Annotated in this window: 23 protein-coding genes and 2 pseudogenes; 6 read left to right on the top strand and 19 right to left on the bottom strand. The window is 60.6% G+C overall.

What is annotated here, in order from left to right; translation table 11 throughout:
- Nucleotides 1-5 precede the first annotated feature (5 nt).
- Entirely contained in the window at nucleotides 6-701 is a 696-nt protein-coding gene (locus LUA85_RS19095) for a hypothetical protein (protein ID WP_231472048.1), read from the top strand.
- A 262-nt stretch (nucleotides 702-963) separates the two neighbouring features.
- Here LUA85_RS19095 and corA read toward each other — a convergent pair whose 3' ends face one another.
- The 4 genes from corA to LUA85_RS19075 all read right to left on the bottom strand — a co-directional run bounded on the left by corA (nucleotide 964) and on the right by LUA85_RS19075 (nucleotide 3,830).
- The gene (corA, locus tag LUA85_RS19090) at nucleotides 964-1,938 is read right to left on the bottom strand and encodes a magnesium/cobalt transporter CorA (RefSeq protein WP_231472047.1); all 975 of its coding nucleotides are present in this window, start codon (nucleotides 1,936-1,938) and stop codon (nucleotides 964-966) included.
- A complete protein-coding gene (locus LUA85_RS19085) occupies nucleotides 1,938-2,612 on the bottom strand; it encodes a class I SAM-dependent methyltransferase (RefSeq protein WP_231472046.1) in 675 nt (224 codons plus the stop codon). The genes corA and LUA85_RS19085 overlap by 1 nt, the downstream gene beginning before the upstream one ends.
- A gap of 203 nt (nucleotides 2,613-2,815) precedes the next feature.
- Nucleotides 2,816-3,619 (bottom strand): TerC family protein, encoded by an 804-nt coding sequence (locus LUA85_RS19080; RefSeq protein ID WP_231472045.1) that lies wholly within the window; start codon nucleotides 3,617-3,619, stop codon nucleotides 2,816-2,818.
- On the bottom strand, nucleotides 3,594-3,830 hold the full coding sequence (locus tag LUA85_RS19075) for a hypothetical protein (RefSeq protein WP_231472044.1): 237 nt from the start codon (nucleotides 3,828-3,830) through the stop codon (nucleotides 3,594-3,596). The genes LUA85_RS19080 and LUA85_RS19075 overlap by 26 nt, the downstream gene beginning before the upstream one ends.
- A gap of 335 nt (nucleotides 3,831-4,165) precedes the next feature.
- On the opposite strand from LUA85_RS19075, the gene LUA85_RS19070 reads away from it, so the two are divergent.
- Complete coding sequence (locus LUA85_RS19070) at nucleotides 4,166-4,576, top strand: hypothetical protein (protein WP_231472043.1); 411 nt, start codon at nucleotides 4,166-4,168, stop codon at nucleotides 4,574-4,576.
- Nucleotides 4,577-4,765: 189 nt separating this feature from the next.
- Here the strand turns inward: LUA85_RS19070 and LUA85_RS19065 are convergent, their stop codons facing one another.
- Nucleotides 4,766-5,644 carry a LysR family transcriptional regulator gene (locus tag LUA85_RS19065; protein WP_231472042.1) on the bottom strand — a complete coding sequence of 293 codons (879 nt, stop codon included), beginning with the start codon at nucleotides 5,642-5,644 and terminating at the stop codon, nucleotides 4,766-4,768.
- A gap of 212 nt (nucleotides 5,645-5,856) precedes the next feature.
- On the opposite strand from LUA85_RS19065, the gene LUA85_RS19060 reads away from it, so the two are divergent.
- Entirely contained in the window at nucleotides 5,857-6,552 is a 696-nt protein-coding gene (locus LUA85_RS19060; RefSeq protein ID WP_231472041.1) for a type 1 glutamine amidotransferase domain-containing protein, read from the top strand.
- Nucleotides 6,553-6,814: 262 nt separating this feature from the next.
- Here the strand turns inward: LUA85_RS19060 and LUA85_RS19055 are convergent, their stop codons facing one another.
- The 7 genes from LUA85_RS19055 to LUA85_RS19025 all read right to left on the bottom strand — a co-directional run bounded on the left by LUA85_RS19055 (nucleotide 6,815) and on the right by LUA85_RS19025 (nucleotide 12,712).
- A complete protein-coding gene (locus tag LUA85_RS19055; RefSeq protein ID WP_231472040.1) occupies nucleotides 6,815-7,696 on the bottom strand; it encodes a GyrI-like domain-containing protein in 882 nt (293 codons plus the stop codon).
- A gap of 250 nt (nucleotides 7,697-7,946) precedes the next feature.
- Entirely contained in the window at nucleotides 7,947-8,336 is a 390-nt protein-coding gene (locus tag LUA85_RS19050) for a type II toxin-antitoxin system VapC family toxin (protein WP_231472039.1), read from the bottom strand.
- Entirely contained in the window at nucleotides 8,333-8,578 is a 246-nt protein-coding gene (locus LUA85_RS19045; RefSeq protein WP_231472038.1) for an AbrB/MazE/SpoVT family DNA-binding domain-containing protein, read from the bottom strand. The genes LUA85_RS19050 and LUA85_RS19045 overlap by 4 nt, the downstream gene beginning before the upstream one ends.
- A 448-nt stretch (nucleotides 8,579-9,026) precedes the next feature.
- Nucleotides 9,027-10,538, bottom strand: coding sequence for a GMC family oxidoreductase (locus LUA85_RS19040; protein ID WP_231472076.1), 1,512 nt, complete (start codon nucleotides 10,536-10,538; stop codon nucleotides 9,027-9,029).
- A gap of 159 nt (nucleotides 10,539-10,697) precedes the next feature.
- On the bottom strand, nucleotides 10,698-11,489 hold the full coding sequence (locus tag LUA85_RS19035) for an alpha/beta fold hydrolase (RefSeq protein ID WP_231472037.1): 792 nt from the start codon (nucleotides 11,487-11,489) through the stop codon (nucleotides 10,698-10,700).
- 69 nt (nucleotides 11,490-11,558) lie between these two features.
- The gene (locus LUA85_RS19030; RefSeq protein ID WP_231472036.1) at nucleotides 11,559-12,338 is read right to left on the bottom strand and encodes an SDR family oxidoreductase; all 780 of its coding nucleotides are present in this window, start codon (nucleotides 12,336-12,338) and stop codon (nucleotides 11,559-11,561) included.
- Nucleotides 12,335-12,712, bottom strand: a complete 378-nt coding sequence (locus LUA85_RS19025) for a nuclear transport factor 2 family protein (protein ID WP_231472035.1) — start codon at nucleotides 12,710-12,712, stop codon at nucleotides 12,335-12,337. The genes LUA85_RS19030 and LUA85_RS19025 overlap by 4 nt, the downstream gene beginning before the upstream one ends.
- Nucleotides 12,713-12,801: 89 nt before the next feature.
- On the opposite strand from LUA85_RS19025, the pseudogene LUA85_RS19020 reads away from it, so the two are divergent.
- Nucleotides 12,802-13,164: pseudogene (locus tag LUA85_RS19020) on the top strand (LysR family transcriptional regulator); the annotation flags it as partial.
- Nucleotides 13,165-13,328: 164 nt separating this feature from the next.
- On the opposite strand, the gene istB reads toward LUA85_RS19020, so the two are convergent.
- Nucleotides 13,329-14,057 (bottom strand): IS21-like element helper ATPase IstB, encoded by a 729-nt coding sequence (gene istB / locus LUA85_RS19015; protein WP_231472034.1) that lies wholly within the window; start codon nucleotides 14,055-14,057, stop codon nucleotides 13,329-13,331.
- Complete coding sequence (gene istA / locus LUA85_RS19010) at nucleotides 14,044-15,570, bottom strand: IS21 family transposase (RefSeq protein WP_231472033.1); 1,527 nt, start codon at nucleotides 15,568-15,570, stop codon at nucleotides 14,044-14,046. The genes istB and istA overlap by 14 nt, the downstream gene beginning before the upstream one ends.
- 116 nt (nucleotides 15,571-15,686) lie before the next feature.
- Between istA and LUA85_RS19005 the strand changes: the two are divergent.
- Nucleotides 15,687-16,229, top strand: a pseudogene (locus tag LUA85_RS19005) (LysR substrate-binding domain-containing protein); the annotation flags it as partial.
- A gap of 81 nt (nucleotides 16,230-16,310) precedes the next feature.
- Here the strand turns inward: LUA85_RS19005 and LUA85_RS19000 are convergent.
- A complete protein-coding gene (locus LUA85_RS19000) occupies nucleotides 16,311-16,700 on the bottom strand; it encodes a type II toxin-antitoxin system VapC family toxin (RefSeq protein ID WP_231472032.1) in 390 nt (129 codons plus the stop codon).
- On the bottom strand, nucleotides 16,693-16,950 hold the full coding sequence (locus LUA85_RS18995) for an AbrB/MazE/SpoVT family DNA-binding domain-containing protein (protein ID WP_231472031.1): 258 nt from the start codon (nucleotides 16,948-16,950) through the stop codon (nucleotides 16,693-16,695). Before LUA85_RS18995 ends, LUA85_RS19000 begins: the two co-directional genes overlap by 8 nt.
- Nucleotides 16,951-17,175: 225 nt before the next feature.
- On the opposite strand from LUA85_RS18995, the gene LUA85_RS18990 reads away from it, so the two are divergent.
- The gene (locus tag LUA85_RS18990; protein WP_231472030.1) at nucleotides 17,176-17,757 is read left to right on the top strand and encodes a recombinase family protein; all 582 of its coding nucleotides are present in this window, start codon (nucleotides 17,176-17,178) and stop codon (nucleotides 17,755-17,757) included.
- Nucleotides 17,758-17,809: 52 nt separating this feature from the next.
- Here LUA85_RS18990 and LUA85_RS18985 read toward each other — a convergent pair whose 3' ends face one another.
- The 3 genes from LUA85_RS18985 to LUA85_RS18975 all read right to left on the bottom strand — a co-directional run bounded on the left by LUA85_RS18985 (nucleotide 17,810) and on the right by LUA85_RS18975 (nucleotide 20,708).
- Nucleotides 17,810-18,724: an Abi family protein gene (locus LUA85_RS18985; RefSeq protein ID WP_231472029.1), complete on the bottom strand. Its 915-nt coding sequence runs from the start codon at nucleotides 18,722-18,724 to the stop codon at nucleotides 17,810-17,812.
- A 243-nt stretch (nucleotides 18,725-18,967) separates the two neighbouring features.
- On the bottom strand, nucleotides 18,968-20,131 hold the full coding sequence (locus tag LUA85_RS18980; RefSeq protein ID WP_231472028.1) for an ImmA/IrrE family metallo-endopeptidase: 1,164 nt from the start codon (nucleotides 20,129-20,131) through the stop codon (nucleotides 18,968-18,970).
- Nucleotides 20,100-20,708, bottom strand: coding sequence for a hypothetical protein (locus LUA85_RS18975; RefSeq protein ID WP_231472027.1), 609 nt, complete (start codon nucleotides 20,706-20,708; stop codon nucleotides 20,100-20,102). The genes LUA85_RS18980 and LUA85_RS18975 overlap by 32 nt, the downstream gene beginning before the upstream one ends.
- Between the last annotated feature and the right edge of the window lie 120 nt (nucleotides 20,709-20,828).

Genomic DNA, 20,828 nt, shown 5'->3' with positions numbered 1-20,828 from the left:
AGGCGATGCTTCGAGGGCCTGCCTGTGTGCTGCGGCTTGCCGCCGCCAGCTTTGCGCTTTGGCTGGCTGACCCGGCTCGTGCGGGTGGAGGCGCACACATTGTCGATGACGATGCGACCTTGCCTGCCGGGGTTTGCCATGTCGAAAGCTGGTTGAACTTGCCTAGCGAGGGGGGCGGCCTTGCGATCGCTAGTCCCGCCTGCACGCTCAAAGGCCTGCCGCGCCTTGAAATCGCTGGTGCCGTGCAGCGCACCTTTGGCGATGATGTCGCCACCAGGATCGCACCGGCACTGAAGCTCAACCTGCGTTCGTTCGAAGAGGCACCCGTTGGCGTGGCGGTCTCGGCGACGGCCACATGGAACCCGCGTGACAACCGGATCGAGAGCATGGGTATGACAGTCCCGGTTTCCGCGAGGGTCAATGAACGGCTTGTGCTTCATGGCAATCTGGGCTGGATCAACGCGCCCGGCGAAGCGGATCGCAACGCACTGTTCTGGGGCGCTCAGGCCGAGTTTGAGCTCGTGCCCGACGTTGTTCTGATGGGAGAGGTATTCGGCACAGATCGTGGGGCGCCGGGCGGTCAGGCGGGGCTGCGCTGGGTGACCGACCGGGGACGGATCGACGTGGACCTGCTGGCAGGCCACCGCATCGACGGTACCGCCGCCTCGTCTGTGACGCTGGGCCTGACGATCCGCCGATGATGGCAACGGCGCACTCGGCGCCCGCATGACGTCTATGGGGTCGCTCGCCGAAGGGCAGGCATTTTCGCGAACGGGGTAAAGCTGCGGTGCCGCTTTGGGGATCGCGCACCAGTCCCGCTCATGTCCGGGGATGGGTAGAAAGGCGAAAATCTGCTTTGCCCGCCCTGACCTTGTCGAACACCCAGCGCTTCGCGGACCGCGGCATCGCCCAATTGGCAGGCATCTCCCATTGACAGCGGGCATGGGCGTATTTCTAGACGAGTTATAGCCAGCCCAATTTCCTAAAGCGCAGGAAAAGCATCACACATATGAACGCGATAGTCCCCAGCACACCGAAATAGGCATATTCCATTCGCAATTCGGGCATGTTCTCGAAGTTCATCCCATAAATTCCAGCGATCGCAGTCGGAACTGCGAGGATCGCCGCCCAAGCGGCCAGCTTGCGGGTAATCTCGCCCTGGCGCTGGGCTACGATCAACGCGCTTGTCTCCATCACCGAATTCAGCATTTCGCGGTGCAGCGCCGCCAGCGATGAAACACGCCGGACGTGGTCGAGCACGTCGCGGAAATAGGGGCGCACTTCGGGGTCGATATTGGGCAAATCGAGGCTGGCCAGCTTCGCGCAGACCTCTTCCATGGGGATCAGCATTCGCTGCAGCAAAAGCAGGTCCCGCCGCAGGTTGAAGAGTTCGCGCATCTCGGCGCGGGTAAGTGTGGAATCGAGCGCACTCTGTTCGAGCCGCTGGACGATCTCGCCCGCCGCATCGATGACCGGAAAGTAGTTGTCGGCAATCATATCGAGCAGAGCATGGAGGACATAGTCCACTCCGTGCGCCAGCAGCGCAGGCCGTGTCTCGAGTTTCTCTCGTAGTGCCGAGTGGCCCTGGTCGGACCCGTGCCGGACGGTGACGATATGGTTGCGCCCGACGAACAAGGCGGTCTCACCATAGCTGATGTGCCCGGCCTCCATCTTGGCAGTGCGCGCAACGACAAAGAGCTGGTCGCCATAGATTTCCAGCTTGGGAAGCTGATGCGCGTGGAGCGCGTCCTCCACGGCAAGCGGATGGAGGCCAAAACGCTTGGCACAGGCGGACATTTCTTCAGAGGTAGGGTCGAGCAGGCCGACCCACGCGAACGCGTCGGGAGATTGTCGTTCGTGGCCGTCCACTTTACCCTGCGCAAGCGGCTCGCCGACGACTCGGCCCTCGCGATAGTCGCGTGCTGCAATGATAGCCATCAACGCCCCTTTCGTCCGATCAATAGCCCCTTGGTTCCTCCACCTTCGAAGGTGAAGTCTAAATCTCTCCACTTCCTGCGCCATCGCCGCGCTACGATCCGCTCACCCGGCCGCGCCGCATCGTCGAGTAAAATGACGCCCCTTGGCGCAACTCGTTCGAACAGGCGCTCCGCCATCCCTCTGGCAAAGGGATGCACCGCCCACGGCGGGCCGTCGATAATCAGCATATCGATTGTCGCGGGTATCTCGGGCAGCTCATACCAGAGCCCCGGCCATGCCGGATCACGCTGCCCGAGCGGGGCATGATGGAACCGCGCCGCCAATTCGTGCTCCGTCAACCATTCTCCCATTTGCCGCACAAATGGTTCGTGCTGGTCGTAGCTATACAGAGCGCCGCCTCCATGCAGCGACAATGCCTTGGCGATGACCAGCGAGGTTGCCCCCGAACCCAATTCCACCACAACCTGTGGCTGGCGGGCTTCGATTTCGTCAACGATCCGGTGCAGCAGATAGGTATCGGCTTTCCAGCTCCCCAGATGCGGCAAAGCATCGCTATCCAGCCCAACGCGCTGCAGCAAGGCTGCCTTTTGCGCCTTGGTTCCGCCATAAAGGCTTTTGAGCAGCCAGGGCCATTGCACCAAAGCAAAGCCCAGCTGGAACACCTTTTCGCCCATGGTCCGCGTAGCGGGACCTGCGTGCGAGAGATCCTTTGCGAGCAGCCCGGTAAGATATTTGGTGGTCAATGTTTGCGCCAGAACAGGAGGGACGGCCCACTAACGGCATTACGCTCTGATGGCGAACCAAAATCCGCTTCGCCAAGTGGTTCATTCGACGTCCGCGCGGGCGCGCAGAGCTATGCCGGCGTCTCGGCGTGGTTCTAGCCGAGCCCTGCAATCCGGCGGCGCCTGTTGCGCTGCACGATGTTGAGCAGTTCGACCCCCACCGAAAAGCCCATCGCCGCGTAGATATAGCCCTTGGGCACGTGGAAACCGAAGCCGTCGGCAATCAGCACCAGCCCGATCATCACGAGGAAAGCGAGCGCCAGCATAACCAGCGTCGGATTTGTCTCGATGAAGCGCGCCAACGGCGTGGCGGCGAACAGCATGATGCCGACAGTGATCACCACCGCTGCAACCATGATTGGGATGTCGTCGGTCATACCCACCGCCGTAAGGATCGAATCCACCGAGAACACCAGATCGATGGCGATGATCTGCACGATCACCGCGCCAAAGCTGGCCGTGGCCGCAGCCGCGACGCCGGGTGTCTTGTCGAGCAAATCGCCGGATGGGTCATTCGGCTCCATCGAGTGATGGATTTCCTTGGTAGCCTTCCACAGAAGGAACAGTCCGCCCGCCAGCAAGATAAGGTCGCGCCCTGAAAAGGCGGTCTCAAAGCTTGCCTTGTTGGTGCCCTCGACCGGCGGTCCTACGATACCGAGATCGAACAGCGGCTGCTGAAGCGTCACGATCCAACCGATCAGCATCAATAGCCCGATCCGCATCCCCAACGCGAGCATTAGGCCAAGCCTGCGCGCGCGCTCTTGCTGGTGCACGGGCAGCTTGTTTGACAGGATCGCAATGAAAATGAGATTGTCGACCCCAAGCACGACCTCAAGTGCAATCAGTGTCAGCAGGGCGAGCCAAGCGGCCGGGTCAGACAGAAGAGCGACGAGTTCCATGAGATTGCCTCTGAAACAAGCCCAGTTCGGATGCAAGGACCGGCAGTAAAGCGATCCGCTTCATCACCAGCCAAGGATTGGAAGGTCCGGGCTTCTCGATTTGTTGATCAAGCTGAGGATTTGGGACTGGTTCGTCTGCGCGTTGGCCGGTCTGATCTTCTTCGCTCATTCCGCATCTGAAGCTGCGGATGCCTTTGCCGAACTCAGCCATCGTCTCGGAGGTTCGGCCTCACCCGAAGAGCACCAGAAGGACGATTGCAACGATAAGCCAATGACTGATCGACATGCCACCCCTATCTCCGTCGATCCCGCACAGCAACGTCCGTTCGGCTCATTTTCTCCATCGTCATTGCAATAAAAGTGAGAACGGCGACATTGAGGTCGCGTTGAGAAATTCGGCTCCCGGCGAGAAACTGTCTGAAGCTGTCCGGCAGATTTCGGGATCGCGCACTGCCCCGGCGCATGACTGCTCATGGGTGGAAACCCGCCAGTCAGCAAACTGCATGTAGGTTGACCTTCGGGAGGCGCGTCCGTAGCCTCTGGACCATGAGATATCGACAGATCGGCATCGCAGTATTCCGAGTACTATTCGGGCTGTTTTTCATTCTTTCTACGATTGCGATTGTGCTGCTATCGGGCGGCCAGCATCCAGTGGAAGTTGATCCCGAAGCTAACCGTTTTACTCAGGCTCTGAACGCATCCGGCTTCATGAACCCTGCCCTTATTGTCACGTTTCTGATCGGTGGAGCAGCTATGCTTTTCAACCGGTCAGCGCCAATCGGTCTGATCCTTCTCGGAGCCCCGATTTTCGTGATTGCCGGCTTTCATTGGTTCCTGACCCACAGCTATGTCTGGGGAAGCATCTGGCCGATTTGGTACGTAATCTTGGTGTGGCACTACCGTCAGGTTTTCTCCCGGCTATGGGAGCCAGATTCTGCTGGAACCAAGGCCGCCTAGGCGTCCGCATCGGGGTCGATTGCCGAACGGCAGGAATTTTTCAGAAGCGAGACAAAGCCGCTAAGCCGCTTTTGGGATCGAGCCGGGGCGCCGCTTATGACCGTCGATGGGTGGATAGGCGAATGGCGGCTTGTGCTCGCCACGCGTTCAAATTGGTGACAAACTGATCGCTTACCGTCACTCCGATGGTTACTCCGAAAGGGCCGCGTGCAGCAGCTCGCGCGCGCGCGCAACACGAGGGTGACGAAGCGAATTGCGAGCCCATACGAGATTGAAGTCATTGCGCGGGGCGTCGTGAGGCGTCTCGATCCGCACCAGTTCTCCCCTTTCGACGGCGGAGCGCGCAAGGTAATCGGGCAGCACGCTCCACCCCAAGCCCGCAGCCACCGCATTCCTCAGGGCCCTGAGATCGGGCGCCGTCAGCACCGGCAACCTGTTCAGCACAATCCGATTCGTCTCGAGCCATGATCGCATAAGCGGCCGTTCGAGGTCATAGGCAAGATGGGGCTCGCGTTGGAGCGCCTCAGCCAGCGGCAATACCGCGATCCTCCGCGCCATCTCCCGCCCCGCAACCGCGATCGGCACCTCTCCGCCTACAGTGACGCAATCGAGCCGCGGGTTCTCGGGCCGCGAGGCGGTGAGGCCGAGGTGCACGCGGTCCTCGAGCAGCAGCGCGTAGAGCGCCGATCGGCCGCCGACATGCAGGCGCAGGTCAAGCCCGGCATCGAGCAACGGAGCGAGACGCGGCAGAACGTAATCGGCCAGCATATCCGCCGGGGCCGCGATGTGTACCGTCCCGGTCACGAGATGGGATCGCGCCCGAACCTGCGCTAGCGCGCTTTCCGCTGTATCGAGGCTGGTGCCGATCGTGGCGGCGAGATCGTCGGCGATCGCAGTCGGACGTACCCCGCGCGAGTGCCGGGCGAACAGCGGCAGGCCGACCTGCACCTCGAGCGCGGCGATGTGCTGCGAGACCGCAGGCTGGGTCAGGCCGAGGCTCCGGGCTGCATCGCTCAGCGAGCAGTGGCGATAGACCTCGACGAAACTGCGAAGGAGAAGAAGTGACATCGTTTGGATATAAGAATTCTTATGGAAGATCGCTAGAGAGCTTCGATTGTGTGATCTCCTCGGCCATCTATCTTTCCCGCGCAAGCCAAGGAGCACCGCCGATGCGCAGCCGCCGTCACGTCCTGCAAGGCCTCGCTCTGCTCGGGAGCCTCGCCTCTACGCGGGCGCCCGGCAGCGTCGGGAAACTGTTTTCACAAAAAGGAAATGCGTCCATGCCGAAGATCCTGATGATCACCACCTCCGCCGATCGCATGACGCCGGGCGACGAGCCGACCGGCCTCTGGCTCGAGGAGTTGACCACCCCCTATTACGCCTTCCGGGATGCCGGCGCCGAGGTGACGATCGCCTCGATGGCCGGCGGCCCAGTCCCGATTGATGCGCGCAGCGTCGGGCCCGCCGGCCAGAACGACGCTTCGGTCGAGCGCTATCTCTCCGATGCCGCTCTCAAGGCAGATGTCGCTGCCACGCCCCCCTTCACGGTGCTTGACGCGGACAGCTACGATGCGCTGTTTCTGCCGGGCGGGCACGGGACCATGTTTGACTATCCCGCAAGCGAGGCGCTCGCACGGCTAGTTGAACGCTTTGATCGCTCTGGCAAAGTAGTTGCCGCCGTATGCCACGGCCCGGCCGGTCTCGTTTCGGCCCTGCAGCCCGACGGGACGCCTTTTGTGGCGGGACGCCGTGTCACTGCGTTCACCGACAGCGAAGAGCGAGCCGTCGGCCTTGATCGGGCGGTGCCCTTCCTGCTCGAGGGGCGCCTGAGGGAGCTTGGTGCGCTTCATGAGAGCGCACCCGATTTCGCCCCATTCGCCGTGCGCGACGGGATGCTGGTCACGGGACAAAATCCGGCCTCGGCGGCACGCACGGCAGCGCTAGTCATGGAGGCGCTCGGCAAAGGCCCGGCCTGATTGTCAGCCAGGCGCTCCTTTCGCGGGAATGTGCATCAGGGCTTTTTTCGAAGACCGCCGTCCCGAGCCTTTCGCGGGACGGCAGTATTCAAGGTCTGCTTCGGGGTCGCTTGCTGAATGGCAGGAGTTTTTCAGGATCGAGGCAAAGCCGCCATGCGGCTTTCGGGATCGCGCCTCGACCTGAGTTTTGGCCGGTCGTGGGTGGGGAGCCGCTTGTCCGCTTCTGGCAGGGGGCAAGTGGACAAGCGGCCATCGTCAAAAGTTATTTTAGCGGCAAAAACAGGTCCGCCACTGCCTCATGTTCAGGCACTTCGGGGAAGAATGAGACGCGCTGGCAGTAAAGCGGGAAATCTCGCGCTTCCTCGCCGCTTTTGGGAAGCCAGTCGCGGTAGAGATAGAGCGCGGCGGGTTCCAGATCGTCGGTATTACCCACTATTCGCAAGACTGCGCACCGGCCGCCCGGAATGATACCGGAGACCACACCTTGATCATCTGCATCGAAGGTCCGTTCTGTTCCAGCACACAAGTCTAGCCGATAATCGCTCGGGTCGGTGGTTCTCGGGTCGCAATGGAAGACGTTGAATGTCTCGCTCGTGCGGGGAGAAAGCCCGTTCGCCTTTCGCCAGGCAATGAACTGCTGGATGGTTTCGCCGACTTTGGCCGGTGGTCCGCGGTGCTCCATGATCGCCACCGGGATGGGCGATACCTCTTGAATTGTTACGTCGCTTGCATTGAAAGTCTGTTGCATGAGTTTGCTCCTCGCGTCGGTGAGAGGCCCGAAGGCCGCAAGCCACGGCTCCCAGTCGGGAGATTTCCGGAATGACGATGGCGATTGTCCGAACCGCTGGCGAAAAGCGCGGGCGAAGGCGTCGGGTGCGTCATAACCGGCATCCATCGCGATCTGTATGACGGTCTGATCGTCACGATAAGCCAAGCGGAACGAAGCGCGCTTCATTCGAGAAAGCTGAACGTAGCGATGCACAGAGAGCCCAAAGATCGCCGTGAATTGCCGGTGGAAATGGAACTTCGAGAATGCCGCGACAGCGCTTACTGCTTCCAGATCAAGCTGATCGTCGAGATGCCGATCGATATGATCGAGCGCCCGCTTCATCCTGTCATGGTAGTTTTGAAGTGCTGTCGTCACTGTCCGCTCCATCGTGGCGAAACCATTTAGGCGCGTGGCAGTATGCGCCGCTCGACCGATCTTGCGGTTCCACTTTTAATGACTCGTCCGATTATGACATTTGGTGGCTGCGGACGAGTTATTGAATTACGGCTATGGGGTCGATTTGCGAATTTCCGCTTTTGGCGAGAAACTCGTTGAAGCTGTCAGGCAGGATTGTGGCAGCGCAACACCATCGAGAGGGCAACCGCCCTACCCCGCCGGCTGAGCATCATCGAATATCCACGACCTTGGTTTTGACGGCATCGGCGACCGCCTTCCAGCTATGATCACTGGTCCATGCCGGAAGACCGTCACGCTGCGCCAGCGCAAGACAGAAACGGTCGCCAAGCGATAGCCCGTGACCAGCTGTGACGGCGCGCAGCCGCCCGGCCATTTGGGCCAGCGCCTTGTCGGTCGGCACGATCGTCATCGGCAGCGGATCAAGCATCGCGTCGACCTCACGCTCAGGCATACCGAGATGGATGAAGTGGGCGACCACCTCGGCATAGTTGATCGTGCAGATCCGAGCGTCTGCTATCGCAGCGGCAACTTTATTAGCGCCCTTCTCCCCTTTCAGCATTGCAATGAGGGCGGAGGCGTCCAGTACGATCTCGCTCACTCTCCGCTATCCTCGCGGCGCTTGGCCAGGAAAGCCTCGACCGACGCGTCTGGGTTCCCTTCGGTGTACTGCTTCGCCAAAGCCTGAGCGCGGGCTACGGCCTGTGCGGCTGTTCGTAGCACGACACCATCAGGCGTCTCATCCAGATAGACCGCGCCGCCGCCGACGAGCCCGAGCCGCTTGCGGATGTCAGCCGGGAGACTCATCCGACCATTGGGCGTGATGTTGACTTGGACTGTCATGTTCGCTCCGACTGCTGCTATGTTGGCCGAAGAGCATACTCTAGCCGACGTCCTCCCGAAATTCAACAAGATGCAAACTGAGGCACAAATCATAATATGGGCCACATAAAGGCCTGCGTGTCACAGTCGTATAAAAGCATCTCAACGATACGTTGCTGCTAGTGCGCCCGCCCCTCGTAACAGCGATGGCACCTTGCCGCTGCTTGTCCGAAAGGGATCGCTCTCCGGACACTTCTTGAGGCCAACGGCGCGTTCCTAATGCAGGGATCAAATGCTGCCCGGCGGGGCGCTCCGAGCGCACTTAAATACGAGCTGGGAATGGCTTGGATTGGGACAAAGCTGCCTTTGCTGACTGTTGCAGCGAGCGTCGACTTTAGGCAAGAGCGGACATACAGAGGCTTCCGGTACCCTACTCAACCAGACTGGGTAGATCGGGCAGGCCACAGGATCAGATGCCGTGTTGTATCCGCATAATTTCGGCGGCACGCTCACCAATGATCGTGCATGGGGCCTGCGTATTTCCTGTTGTGACCCGGGGGAGACAAGACCCGTCAGCGATGCGGAGACGCTCAATTCCATGGACAGCCAGTGAGGCATCGACCACCGACATGTCGTCCAACCCCATCCTGGCAGTCCCGCATTGATGCCAGTAGGTCACCGCCGCGTCGCGGATGAATCTGTCATCAATATTCCTTCGATCGCCAGGGATCGCTTCACGACAAACATATGGAGCGAACGCCGCGTTATTACCAAGTTCACGAGCGAGCTTAACGCAGGCGTGCGCAGCCTCCATGTCCCGAGGGTCCGACATCATGTTCGCCTCGATGATTGGCGCCTCTGCTGGGTCTGCGGATCGCAATTTCACTTGGCCACGACTGTGTGGCCGCGCCAAGCCAGCAAACATGGTCCAGCCGTGCATCGGAACACCAAGCAAGGCAGTTCTCTCACTGGGGACGGGGAACTCAACCTGACAGAAGAGGAGATCCGGTGCGTCAAGATCCGAGCGGCTCTTCCAGTACAAAGTCGCTTCGCTCCCGCTGTTTTGCGGCGGCATCGGCTCACGATATTCCCACGTACATCCGAATGAGACATGGTCCTGCAGGTTCTGGCCGACACCCGGCAAGTGCCGCAGTAGCGGAATGCCATGACGCTCCAGCTCGGATCGATCCCCTAAACCGGACAGCATGAGCAATTTAGGCGTATTGATCGCGCCGGTCGAAAGCACGACTTCCGTCCCGGCCGTGATCTGAAGGATCTCCCCCGATCGCTCGATCTCGACGCCAGTTGCCCGGATGCCGTCAAATAGAATCCGCCGAACGGATGTCTCGGTCAGGATGGTCAGGTTTGGGCGGTCGGCCCAGGGGTGAACATAAGCTCTGTAGAGCGAATGGCGTCGTCCCTCACGTACCAGCATGTCGGAATAGGCAACGCCGCCCGCGCTCTCCATCATACTACCATTGGGACTGTCGAATTTCGGAATGCCGATTGCTTCGGCAGCATTCAGCAGAGCGCCAGCGATGGGGCTGGGATCCTTGGGGGGCTGAACCCAGACAGGCCCAGATGTACCGCGATATTGAGGATCGGGGACACCTCGCCAGTTCTCGATGCGGCGATAGATATCGAGAACAGCATGGTGCCCCCAACCCGCATCGCCCGTTTTCTCGGCGAAATAGTCCCAGTCGCTCCGGTGGCCTCTTGCCCAGACCATGACGTTCACACTGGAACCACCACCCAGCCCTTTGCCCATCGACATGGACAAAGATCGCCCGTCCAGATGCGGATTGGGCTCGGCAGTGAAACCCCAGTCTCGGCGGCTACCAAGGTTCGTCGGCCAAGCCGCCGGATCCATGACCGCCTCTTCGTCATCGTTGGCACCAGCTTCGATCAGCAGCACGTGACAGTCGGGGTTCTCAGCTAGTCGCCGCGCGATGACTGACCCCGAGGAGCCGGCACCGCACACGATGATGTCATAGACAGACTTGAGTGTTGCCCTTCGCTGAGCCTGATTCTCGCGAACGCGCCGATCAAAGTCCCCGGTGTCACCGGAGAGGGAGTATGTCATTATCCGAACTTTCTATGAGATGTGCCGGCTCGCTGTGGCAGCGGCCAGCGTAAGCGCTTATCGCGCGATAGTGGCTGACTGCCGGGCAGCTTCGTCGATCACGTCCGAAACAAGCCCAGGCTGCGTGAAATAGACGGCATGGCTGGCGGCAACTGTGGTCACCTTGGCACCAATGCGCTTAGCCATGTCGTGGAGCATCCGCTGATCAAAGGCTTTGTCTTGGGTCGCGATCACTGCCCAGCTCGGCTTCATCCGCCATGCTGCATTTTCCAACCTGACCGAAAAGCTAGCCATGTTGATCGGTACCTGCGCAGCATTGAGGAAATCTGCGTCTTCCCGCGATGCGTCGGCGGCAAAGCCGGCAAAGAAGCTGTCGCCTTTGATGAACCCAAATCCGTCCTGCCCGGCCTCGATCACGAACTCCGGGGGCGTCATATATCCCTCATATTGCTGGGCGGTGGTTTCGCCCGCATCCGGTGAAAGGGCCGAAACGTAGACCAAGCCCCGGACCTTGGCGTGAACGCCAGCTTCGGTGATCACCGTCCCACCCCAACTGTGACCCACCAGAATGACGGGACCGTCTTGCCGGTCCAGTACGCGCCGCGTGGCCGCAACGTCATCGGCGAGAGAGGTCAGCGGGTTCTGGACAATGGTAACGCGATACCCACGTGCGGTGAGGTTCTGATGTACTCTGCGCCAACCTGACCCATCGGCAAACGCGCCATGCACCAGCACGACATTTCTGACAGCAGCGCTATCAGTTGAACCGGTGGGTTGCGCAATGGCTGGCGAGGTGACGGCCATTACGGCTGCAGCGGACAGGACCATGAATGGGAGCACTCGGTCCATGATAGTCTCCTTCAATGAATGATTGCGATGTTTGCGGTCTGGCTAAATCGTGCAGTTTAAGACGGCCGATCAGGCCGTCGGCACGGTTCCGCCGTCGATGACATATTCGGTGCCGGTAATTGACCCGGCGCGATCGGAAGCGAGGAACGCGATCAGACTGGCGACTTCATCCGGCTTCGCCGGCCGACCGATCGGGATGCCTCCAAGAGAATCCATGATCATCTTCTTGCCGCGCTCGATGTCGCCGCCATGCTCGGCCGCGAGCCGGGTGGCCAGTTCGATCGAAGCTTCGGTCTCGATCCAGCCGGGCGACACGCGCACCACCCGAACGCCATTGGGCGAGGTCTCTTTTGAAAGCGCCTTGCTGTAGGTCGATAGTGCCGCTTTGGCAGCAGCGTAGGCGGTGGTCGCTTCCGGCAGGGGCAGTTCGCGCTGAATGGAGGTCACATGGATTACGACGCCGCTTCCGCGTGAGAGCATGTCTGGCACGAGCTCCCGATCAAGCCGGATAGCAGGCATGAGATTGAGGTTGAGCTCCCTCTGCCAGTCCGCATCGCCAAGAGCGGCAAAGCCTCCTGCAGGAGACGACGAGCCGCCCAGCATATGGACAATCACGTCCACCCCGGCCATGCGCTCCTGAACCGCTGCCGCCACTACCGCGCAACCCTCGAGAGTAGTCAGATCAGCGGCGACAAACTCTTTGTTCGAAATACCATCTGGCTGGGTTCGCGCAGTGGTCAGTATCTGGGCCCCAAGCTCACGAAATAGACTGACCGTCGCCGCCCCCGCACCACGGGTGCCCGAGGTGATCAGGGCTCGCTTGCCCTGCAGAGTGAGAAACGAACTCACAGGACGATCTCCAGCGCCGCGATCTTCTCGCCATCCAGTGCGAAGATGTACCGCAGGTCGATTGGGCTGCCGGGGAAGTCGCCTTCCAGATGGCTGGTCACAATCAGGCGGTCGCCGTCTGGTGCGATGGAGATCGGCTCGACCGAATAGCTGTATTTCACCGAGGAGGAGGCCTTCCAAGCCGCGATCGCATCCCGCCCGCTATGGGTTTGCCCTTCGTCCGTCACGACAGCGGTTTCGGTGAAACACTGTGCAACGCTCTGAGGGTTCTTCGTCTCGTCGGCAGCAAAGTAGCCGACGATAGCCTCAGGCAGATTGATGGCCATAATTTCCTCCATCCTGTCAGAAACCGGATGGCCGGTGCGGTCATCCATCTTTGGTTCGACGATGGGGCTAATTTAGCGCTTAGCGGCGGCGCGATAATCGGGATAAAGCGGGATGAAACATTGCGATTGGCGGAACGATGAAGAGACATAGCCTGATCGAACTCGACGCAGTGATTGCCATCATGCGCAAGGGGTCATTCCGTGCCGCGGCAACTCATCTGGGCGTGTCTACCACCGCACTGAGCAATGCCATTGCCAAGCTCGAGCGCCAGCTTGGCGTGCGCCTATTCAACCGTACCACCCGAAGCGTCTCACTTACGGATGCGGGCCGAAGCTTCGTCGACCGGGTAGGGCCTGCGCTGCAGGACATTCACGAGGCAATGGAGACTGTGCGATCGCAGCAGGAAGTGCCTTCTGGAACCTTGCGCATCAACGCTTTTCCAACGGCCGCTCGCGAGATCATGACGCCGCTCATCCTACAGTTCCTGCGGCTCTATCCTGTCAATCGGCGTCCAATCGGGCCCCCCTATCGGCGCGCAAAAGGGACCCCCTCGGCGTCGCGTTGATCGATTGAAGCTGGGCGCAGTTTTCGCGCTGCTGGCGGCGTAGGGAGGGCGTAGCCCGACCGGAGGCGGCAGCAGCGCGAAGGCGATTTTCGAGGTGGTCAGCTGCGGTGTTTGAAGCGCCAGCTGTCGTTGCCGGTCTCGACGATATCGCAATGATGCGTGATGCGGTCGAGCAGCGCGGTGGTCATCTTGGGATCGCCGAAGACGGTAGGCCATTCGCCGAAGGCCAGGTTGGTGGTGATGATGACCGAGGTCTTCTCGTAGAGCTTGCTGATCAGGTGGAACAGCAGTTGTCCGCCTGAGCGGGCGAACGGCAGGTAGCCCAGTTCGTCGAGGACCACGACGTCGAGCCGACTGAGCTGGGCGGCCATGGCGCCGGCCTTGCCGATACGGGCCTCCTCCTCGAGCCGGGTGACGAGGTCGACCGTGTTGAAGTAGCGCCCGCGGGCGCCGGCACGAACGACGCTGGCGGTGATCGCGGTGGCGAGGTGAGTCTTGCCGGTGCCCGTGCCACCGATGAGCACGATGTTGCGATGCGCTGGGATGAATGAGCCAGAGTGGAGGGAGCGGACCAAGCCCTCGTTGATCGGGGTGCCCTCGAACACGAAGGCATCGAGATCCTTGACCACCGGCAGCTTGGCTGCGGTCATGCGGTAGCGGATCGATGCAGCATGCCGATGCGCAGCTTCGGCACGCAGCAGGTCGGTCAGGATCTCGTGGGTCGTGCGCTTGCGTTGCAGCCCCGTAGTGACGGCCTCGTCGAACGCGCCGGCCATACCCCTGAGGCCAAGCCCGCGCATCGCCTCGATCATCTCATGCCGCTGCATCGAGGCCTCGCACTGTGTCGTAGCGGGCGCAGTCCGCGATCGGCGGATGGTTGAGCTTGAGGTCGACGACCAAGTCGAGGGGCCGGTCGGTTGCTGGCTCGCGGTATCGCGCCAGGATGTTGAGGATCACCTCGTCGCTGGCGGCACCGGCATCGAGCGCCTCACGGATCGCAGCCTCGACCGCTTCCAGGCCATCGGTCAGTACAGCGGCCAGGACGCGCACGAAGCGCCGGTCGGCCTCGTCACCGCTCCCCAGCTTGCGGCGCAGCCGCGTCAGTGCCGGCGGCAGGTTCCAGCCATGGAAGGGGGCGCCGTTGCGCCAGGCGCCGGGCTTGTTGGCGAGGACGGGGAGATAATGCCAGGGATCGTAGATCGTCCGGTCACGGCCAAAGTACCGGGCATGCTCGGCGATAACCTCATCGCCGAGGCGGACGACAATCCGATCGGCATAGGCACGGACCTGGACGGCACGCCGCGCGGCCTTGGCCATTACAGAATAGCGGTTGCGGTCGAAGCTGATAAGGCAGGTGCCAGTCACGGCATGGGCGGTCTCGTGGAAGCCATCGAAAGGCGCCAGCATCGGCTGCAATGCCGGCCGTTCGAGATCGAGCGCCTCGGCAACGGTCAGTTCCTTCTGCTCGGGATGCGGATGCAATGCGGCCCAGCGCAGGCACTCGGCTTCCAGCCATCCGTTGAGCTCCTCGATGCTGGCAAAGCGCAGGCGAGGCTGGAAGAAACGGCCCCGGATGGTCTGGACCTGGTTCTCGACCTGACCCTTCTCCCATCCCGCCGCCGGCGAGCAGGCCGTGGGCTCGACCATGTAATGATCGGCCATGACCAGAAAGCGGCGGTTGAACACACGCTCCTTGCCGACGAAGACTGAGGTCACCGCGGTCTTCATATTGTCGTAGATTCCACGCAGCGGAACGCCGCCGAAGAAGGCAAATCCCCGGGCATGGGCATCGAACACCATCTCCTGCGTCTCGCGCGGGTAAGCCCGGACGTAGACCGCCCGAGACGCGCACAGCCGCATGTGGGCCACCTTCACCCGCATCGGCTTGCCGGCGATCTCCACGTCCTCGTGGCTCCAGTCGAACTGATAGGCCTCGCCAGGCTGGAACAGCAGCGGGATGAAGGCCGGGGTGCCCCCATTGCCATTGGCGCCAGCATCTTTGCGCCGCGCTTCCGTCCAGCGCCGGGCGTAGCGCCGGACCGCGTCGTAGGATCCCTCGAAGCCTTCCCGGCACAACAAGTCATGAATCCGCGTCATCCGCAGCCGATCGCGCCGATGCCGGGCCTCATTCTCCGTCAGCAGCGTATCGAGCCGCTCCTGGAACGGCCCAAGCCGAGGCAGCGGCTGAACCGTGCGGTGGTAATCGAATGCCCCCTCCGGCGCCCGGATCGCCTTGCGCACCACCTTGCGCGACAGCCGCAGATCCCGCGCTATCGCCTTGATCGCCTTCCCACTGGCGTGCTCGCGCCGAATCCGAACAACTGTCTCCACCACCAACATCCCGATCTCGCCACCTGGAAAACCAGGCAGCCTGCTACACCATCAGAATGAGGGGTCCCTTTTAGACGCCGATCACCCCGCTAACGGGGTCCCTTTTGCACGCCGGTCCACAGCTCTATCCTCAGGTTCACATTGATCTGGTCACGGAGGGACGACTAGTTGATGTCGTTGACGAGGGCTTCGATCTCGGCGTCCGGTCTGCCGACCTCGTTCCCGGTGATATGATCGCTGTTTCTCTGGGCAGTCCCAGACATTTCGCAGTCGTAGCCACACCGGACTATCTCGAGAAATATGGCGAACCGCAAGTTCCGACGGATCTGCATGCCCACCGATGCCTTCGCGTCAGGCTACCCAATGGCGCGCTCTACCGGTGGCATTTCGAGAAGAATGGGCAGCCCGTTCAGGTTGATGTCGATGGCCCCATCACCCTCGACGAAGCGAGTCTTTCCCGCATGGCCATATTGGACAGCATTGGGATTGGCTTCTTCATGGAATCCGATGTTCGGGACGATCTTGCTTCGGGGCGTTTGATACGGGTTCTGGCAGATTGGACGCCACCGCTGTCGCCTCTCGCCCTTTATTATCCCAGCCGGCGCAATCCATCTGCCGCATTTAAGGCATTCATCAAACTGGCGCGAGAGTGCGCCGGGGATCTCTGATCGACCGGATGGCAGTTTCGGGCGAAGGCGGACCTACAACTTAGCCTTCATGAACGACTAAGTTTGGGTCGACGGCGGAACTTAGCGAAGAACTTCGATGGCGACATTGACCTCGAGTTTACTCCATGCTCGATCGGTGGTCACCGCAACGGCATTGCACGACTCGGCTGCGCCAAGACACGCTCGATCCCCCAATGACAACCCGATGCTTCGCGTTGCCGTACGCAACAGTCCGGCACGTACTGCCTGACTCTGATCGAACGCGAGCACGTCGAATTTCAGTTCCGCAAGACTGGACGTAATGACCTCATCGGGCACGCCGCTTTCTTGGAGTTTGGCAACAACCTCAGAAAGGTTCACGGCGCTGATCTGGCTGGCAGCAAGCCGCTCTCTGACCTGATCGCCGCCGTCCTCGCCGAGCATCATCGCGAGCACGGCCGAAGCATCCAGCATGTAGCGCGAATCACTCATTTTCTGCGGCAGTCCGGCGCTCAGCCATCAATTCGTCGGATAAGCTGCGACCTGGCTCGACGTACTTGCGCAACTTTGCCTGAACGCGAGCCACAGCGTCGCGATAGGGTCGCACGTGGATCTCGCCATTGACCACTTCGAGGAGCACGGTGTCACCATCGGATAGAGAGAGCGCACGCCGGATCTCGACCGGCAATTGCAGCCTTCCCCCCGAAACAAGTTTTCCTCGTTGCACGTTCACATAAGGCACCTCACTGTATAGTCGATGGGTCAGTACACTCTTCGGAACCCTGTATCAAGCACAAGCCGATACATCGGAAATGAGAGAAGCTCGTGCGACCGCAGCGGATCGTTCACCGGACACTTTCCAGGCGCCAGAGGTCAGACCCCCCTGCCCTCCGCAAATCCGGCTTGCCTGCTCTCTCATTAAGGTGGTACGCTTTATTTTCTCACACAGGGGCCTCATCCGTTACAAATGACCAAGACCCTCATCGGATATGCCCGCTGCTCGACCGACAAGCAGGATCTCACCGCGCAGCGCCGCGCGCTGATCGAACTCGGAGTGCCCGAGGACCGCATCTACACCGACCACGGCCTGACCGGCCGCAACCGCGATCGCCCCGGTCTCGCTCAGGCACTGGCCGCAGTCCGCGCCGGCGAGACGCTGGTCGTGCCGAAGCTGGATCGCCTCGCCCGTTCTGTGCCGGACGCGCGGGCCATCGCCGATGAGCTGGAGAAGCGCGGCGTCAGCCTTGCGCTTGGCAAGCAGGTCTACGATCCCAATGATCCGATGGGGCGGATGTTCTTCAATATCCTTGCCACCTTCGCCGAGTTCGAAAGCGACCTCATTCGCCTGCGCACCCGCGAGGGGATGAAGATCGCCCGGGACAAGGGCAAGCTGCGCGGCAAGCCGCCCAAGCTGTCCGACCTCCAGCAGCGCGAACTGCTCAAGATGCACGCCACCGGCGAATACTCGATCAGCGACCTCGGCAAGCTGTTCAAGGTCTCTCGGCCGACGGTGTATCGGACGATCCGGCGGGGCGAAGCGGCTTCATAGCCGTTGACTGATCGTGCTTGCAGCAGATGGGTGGGCTAACCGACGAAACTGATCATCGCCATAATGGCTTCTCTTCCCAATCTTCCGGGAAACCCATTGCGGCCAGATCGCCGGTCGGATGGGTCAGGATGTGCGCCTTCACGTCGCATGCCCACTGAGACTCAGGGGCTACGGTTCCCATCACCCCATTGATCATGGTGATCGTGTTGTAGAGCTTCGCCGGCGGTCGCTCACCGGCCGAGTGGTCCAGCGAAAGCTGCAGATCTCTCGGTTTGCTGGGCAGACGCGGGCAAATCAAAAAACCCCGGTTCCAGAGCCGCCCATGATGTGCGCAGATGTTGCGGACATCGACGAGGTGGCGGACGAAAGGCACCAGAACCGTCTCGGTCAGCCCGAGGGGAACTGCGATCCGGTTGCGGAGCGATCGGTCCGCGAGGCTCGAATACCATCGAGACAGCTGACCGAACGACATCATCTCGGCGACCATCCACACTGGCGGCAGCGCCGGGGCGCGATAAGTCTTCCGATAGTGATCGATGTAGGTTTCGTTGGACTCCCCCACGTCCTTTGCCAGCTTCGCAAGATTGTCGTGGAACTGCTTGCGCTCGGAATAGAGCCCCGCGTCGAGGTAGCTGTGCCCATGATCGAGCGACGCAAGTTGGTAGGCCCAACTGCCGCGCAGAGCTACCTCGACGTGCTCGGTTCCGCGCATGACAAGGCGCCGAAGGACCCGGTCAAAATCATAGAGCGCAGTCACTGTCTCGAAGTCGGTGCCCGGATTGAAGCGCGGTCCCGGTTCATCCTTCGGGCGCTCGAGATAGAGCCAATAGGCACTCAGCCGATAGTAGCTGACGTGGGTCAGCCAATACCGGGCCCGCCCCTCATCAGGGATGGCCATACCATTGTCGCGCAGGTGGGCGATCTGCTGATCGAGACTGAGCGAGGGCTTGCTGAAAACGCGCGTCATGCCCGCCAATGCTTAGCGACAAGGGCCTGAAAACAAAAGACCCGCCCAGTGTGCATATCCTTGCGGACAGAGGCCGGGCGGGTTCGATTGAGGGTGAAATAGGCCGAATATCCCAACAAATCAATAAGCGTTATCATCGGCTCGCCGCACCCTGCATCATCTGCCGTGCTGTTGGACACTGATGCTGTGGTCGATCTCGGCGAGACTTGAGGCCGTGACCTGTCGCAAAACCTCAGACGGAGCTTAGCGTCCCGAAATAGGAATAATATTCGTTAAATCGTGGTCCGGTCTTTCCGGCAATCCAAGCCCGGCAACGCATTCAAACATGTCGCCTTCGATGCCAGCATCGTCAGCAATACGTCGCACGGCTCCTGGATATGCCTGCTCCAGTGCGACCAATGCCGACGGCAATAGCTCAGGCATTTCAGGGGCAATTTCGTCGTCGAATCGTTCGAACTTGCGCTGGCCAGTCTTGCTTAGGTGAATGCATCCGGTGCGATATTGATCGGCAGACAAGATCTTCAGATCATAAGCCCTTCGAAGGATCGCCGATGCTGACACCTTCCAACGAAGTTTCATTTCGAAAATTGCAGTCCAATTCAGCATGCGGCTGCGAGGGAACTCGTGGATGAAAGCAGAGCGCGGTAAAAGGAAGGCACTGGCAAAGCGATTGGCCTGATCTTCCGTCGCCTTGTCTCCGGTCACGATGCCCTTGTGCATTACCAAATGACCGCATTCATGGGCTAAATCGAAGCGTAAGCGACACGCGGCAGGCTTGGCTTCACTCCGAATAATCAGCGGGCGGGGACGATCTATAGAAAGAGCATCGACACGTTCCGACACGCCCGCGAAAAAGCTCACAACGGCTCCGGCATTCTCCACGACCCGCATCATACTCGAAATCGGGCCGGTCCCGAGCTGCCATTGTTCACGTGCCTGTTTGGCCGCGATCTCGATGTCACTGGTGCATGTCACTGGTATGTCGGGAAACGAAACTTCGGGCAGCTCGAGGGCTTGATCGAGGCGACTGACGAATCCATCCAGCAACGTCCCCCGCGCCAGCACCTGACTAACAACCGACACGGGCGTAGTCCTTTGCTTTCGGAAATGGCACTGCTCAACAGAAACGCCGCCGCGTGCACTCAAGGAGAAAAAATGCGATGTTACTCCCAATGCGGCGGCAAGCGCCTCGATCATTTCTTCGCTTGGGAGCTTGGTACCTTGCTCTAGTTGGTTGAGATACTGCCGGGTCGCGCTGACACGCCCACCGAGGTCATCCAATGTGTACCCCTTCGCTACGCGCGCTAGCCGTAAGCGGTCACCGTCGAAAACGTGCGGTTCGACCATAGAAATAGTCCGTTTCAACCTATCGGCGTCAAACGCCGGTGCTGCCATCTGCGCTGCCATCTTCAGTGCGCAACCCAACACTTGGAGCGGCCAACTCGACACTCTCCGTCGCCGCACGGCCGACCGTCCCTGTAAAGGTAGAAACCCCCTCGAGAGGCACCTCCCAGATCAGCACTGCTGCGTCACCGCGTAGACCGACAAACTTCACCGCGAGCACGCTGCCGTCGATGTCGGTCTCAACCGCAAACCGATATGCTAGATCGCGACCCTCATCGTGCTCCGGGAAAAGCATTTCAAGCTGGCTCTTCTCACCGAAGCTTTGCTTCAAAGTCCGATCAGTCGGGTCTTCCGCCTCACCCTTGTAGATCCGCACCGGCACCTCGCCGATCTTGAAGATGAGTTGGAGCGACCGATCGATCGCGGTCAGCCACGGATAATCGCCGCTATCGATCGCGTGGACTACCCGATGGCGACAAAACTGGAACGCCCGGCACCCGTGGGTCCAACCATTGTCGCCAGCCTCTGCATCGTAGCGGTCGAGCGCGGCATGGCGCCCATCGACGAGCATAGCAGCAACCGCCTTAAGGCGGTCGTCTGTAAGGTCCGGATGGTATTCCCAAGGATAGATTTTTGCCACGGATGTGCCCCACTTGCAGATGCAATCCCACTTTATGGGCATTTTATAGAATCTGTCAACCAGAGGCAATTTTGTAAACCAGCTGATCGACCGTCGCTCGCTGAACGCGGTCCAAGCCAA

The organism is Novosphingobium sp. CECT 9465 (assembly GCF_920987055.1).
Lineage (GTDB): Bacteria > Pseudomonadota > Alphaproteobacteria > Sphingomonadales > Sphingomonadaceae > Novosphingobium.
This window is presented reverse-complemented; position numbering and strand designations above follow the sequence as displayed.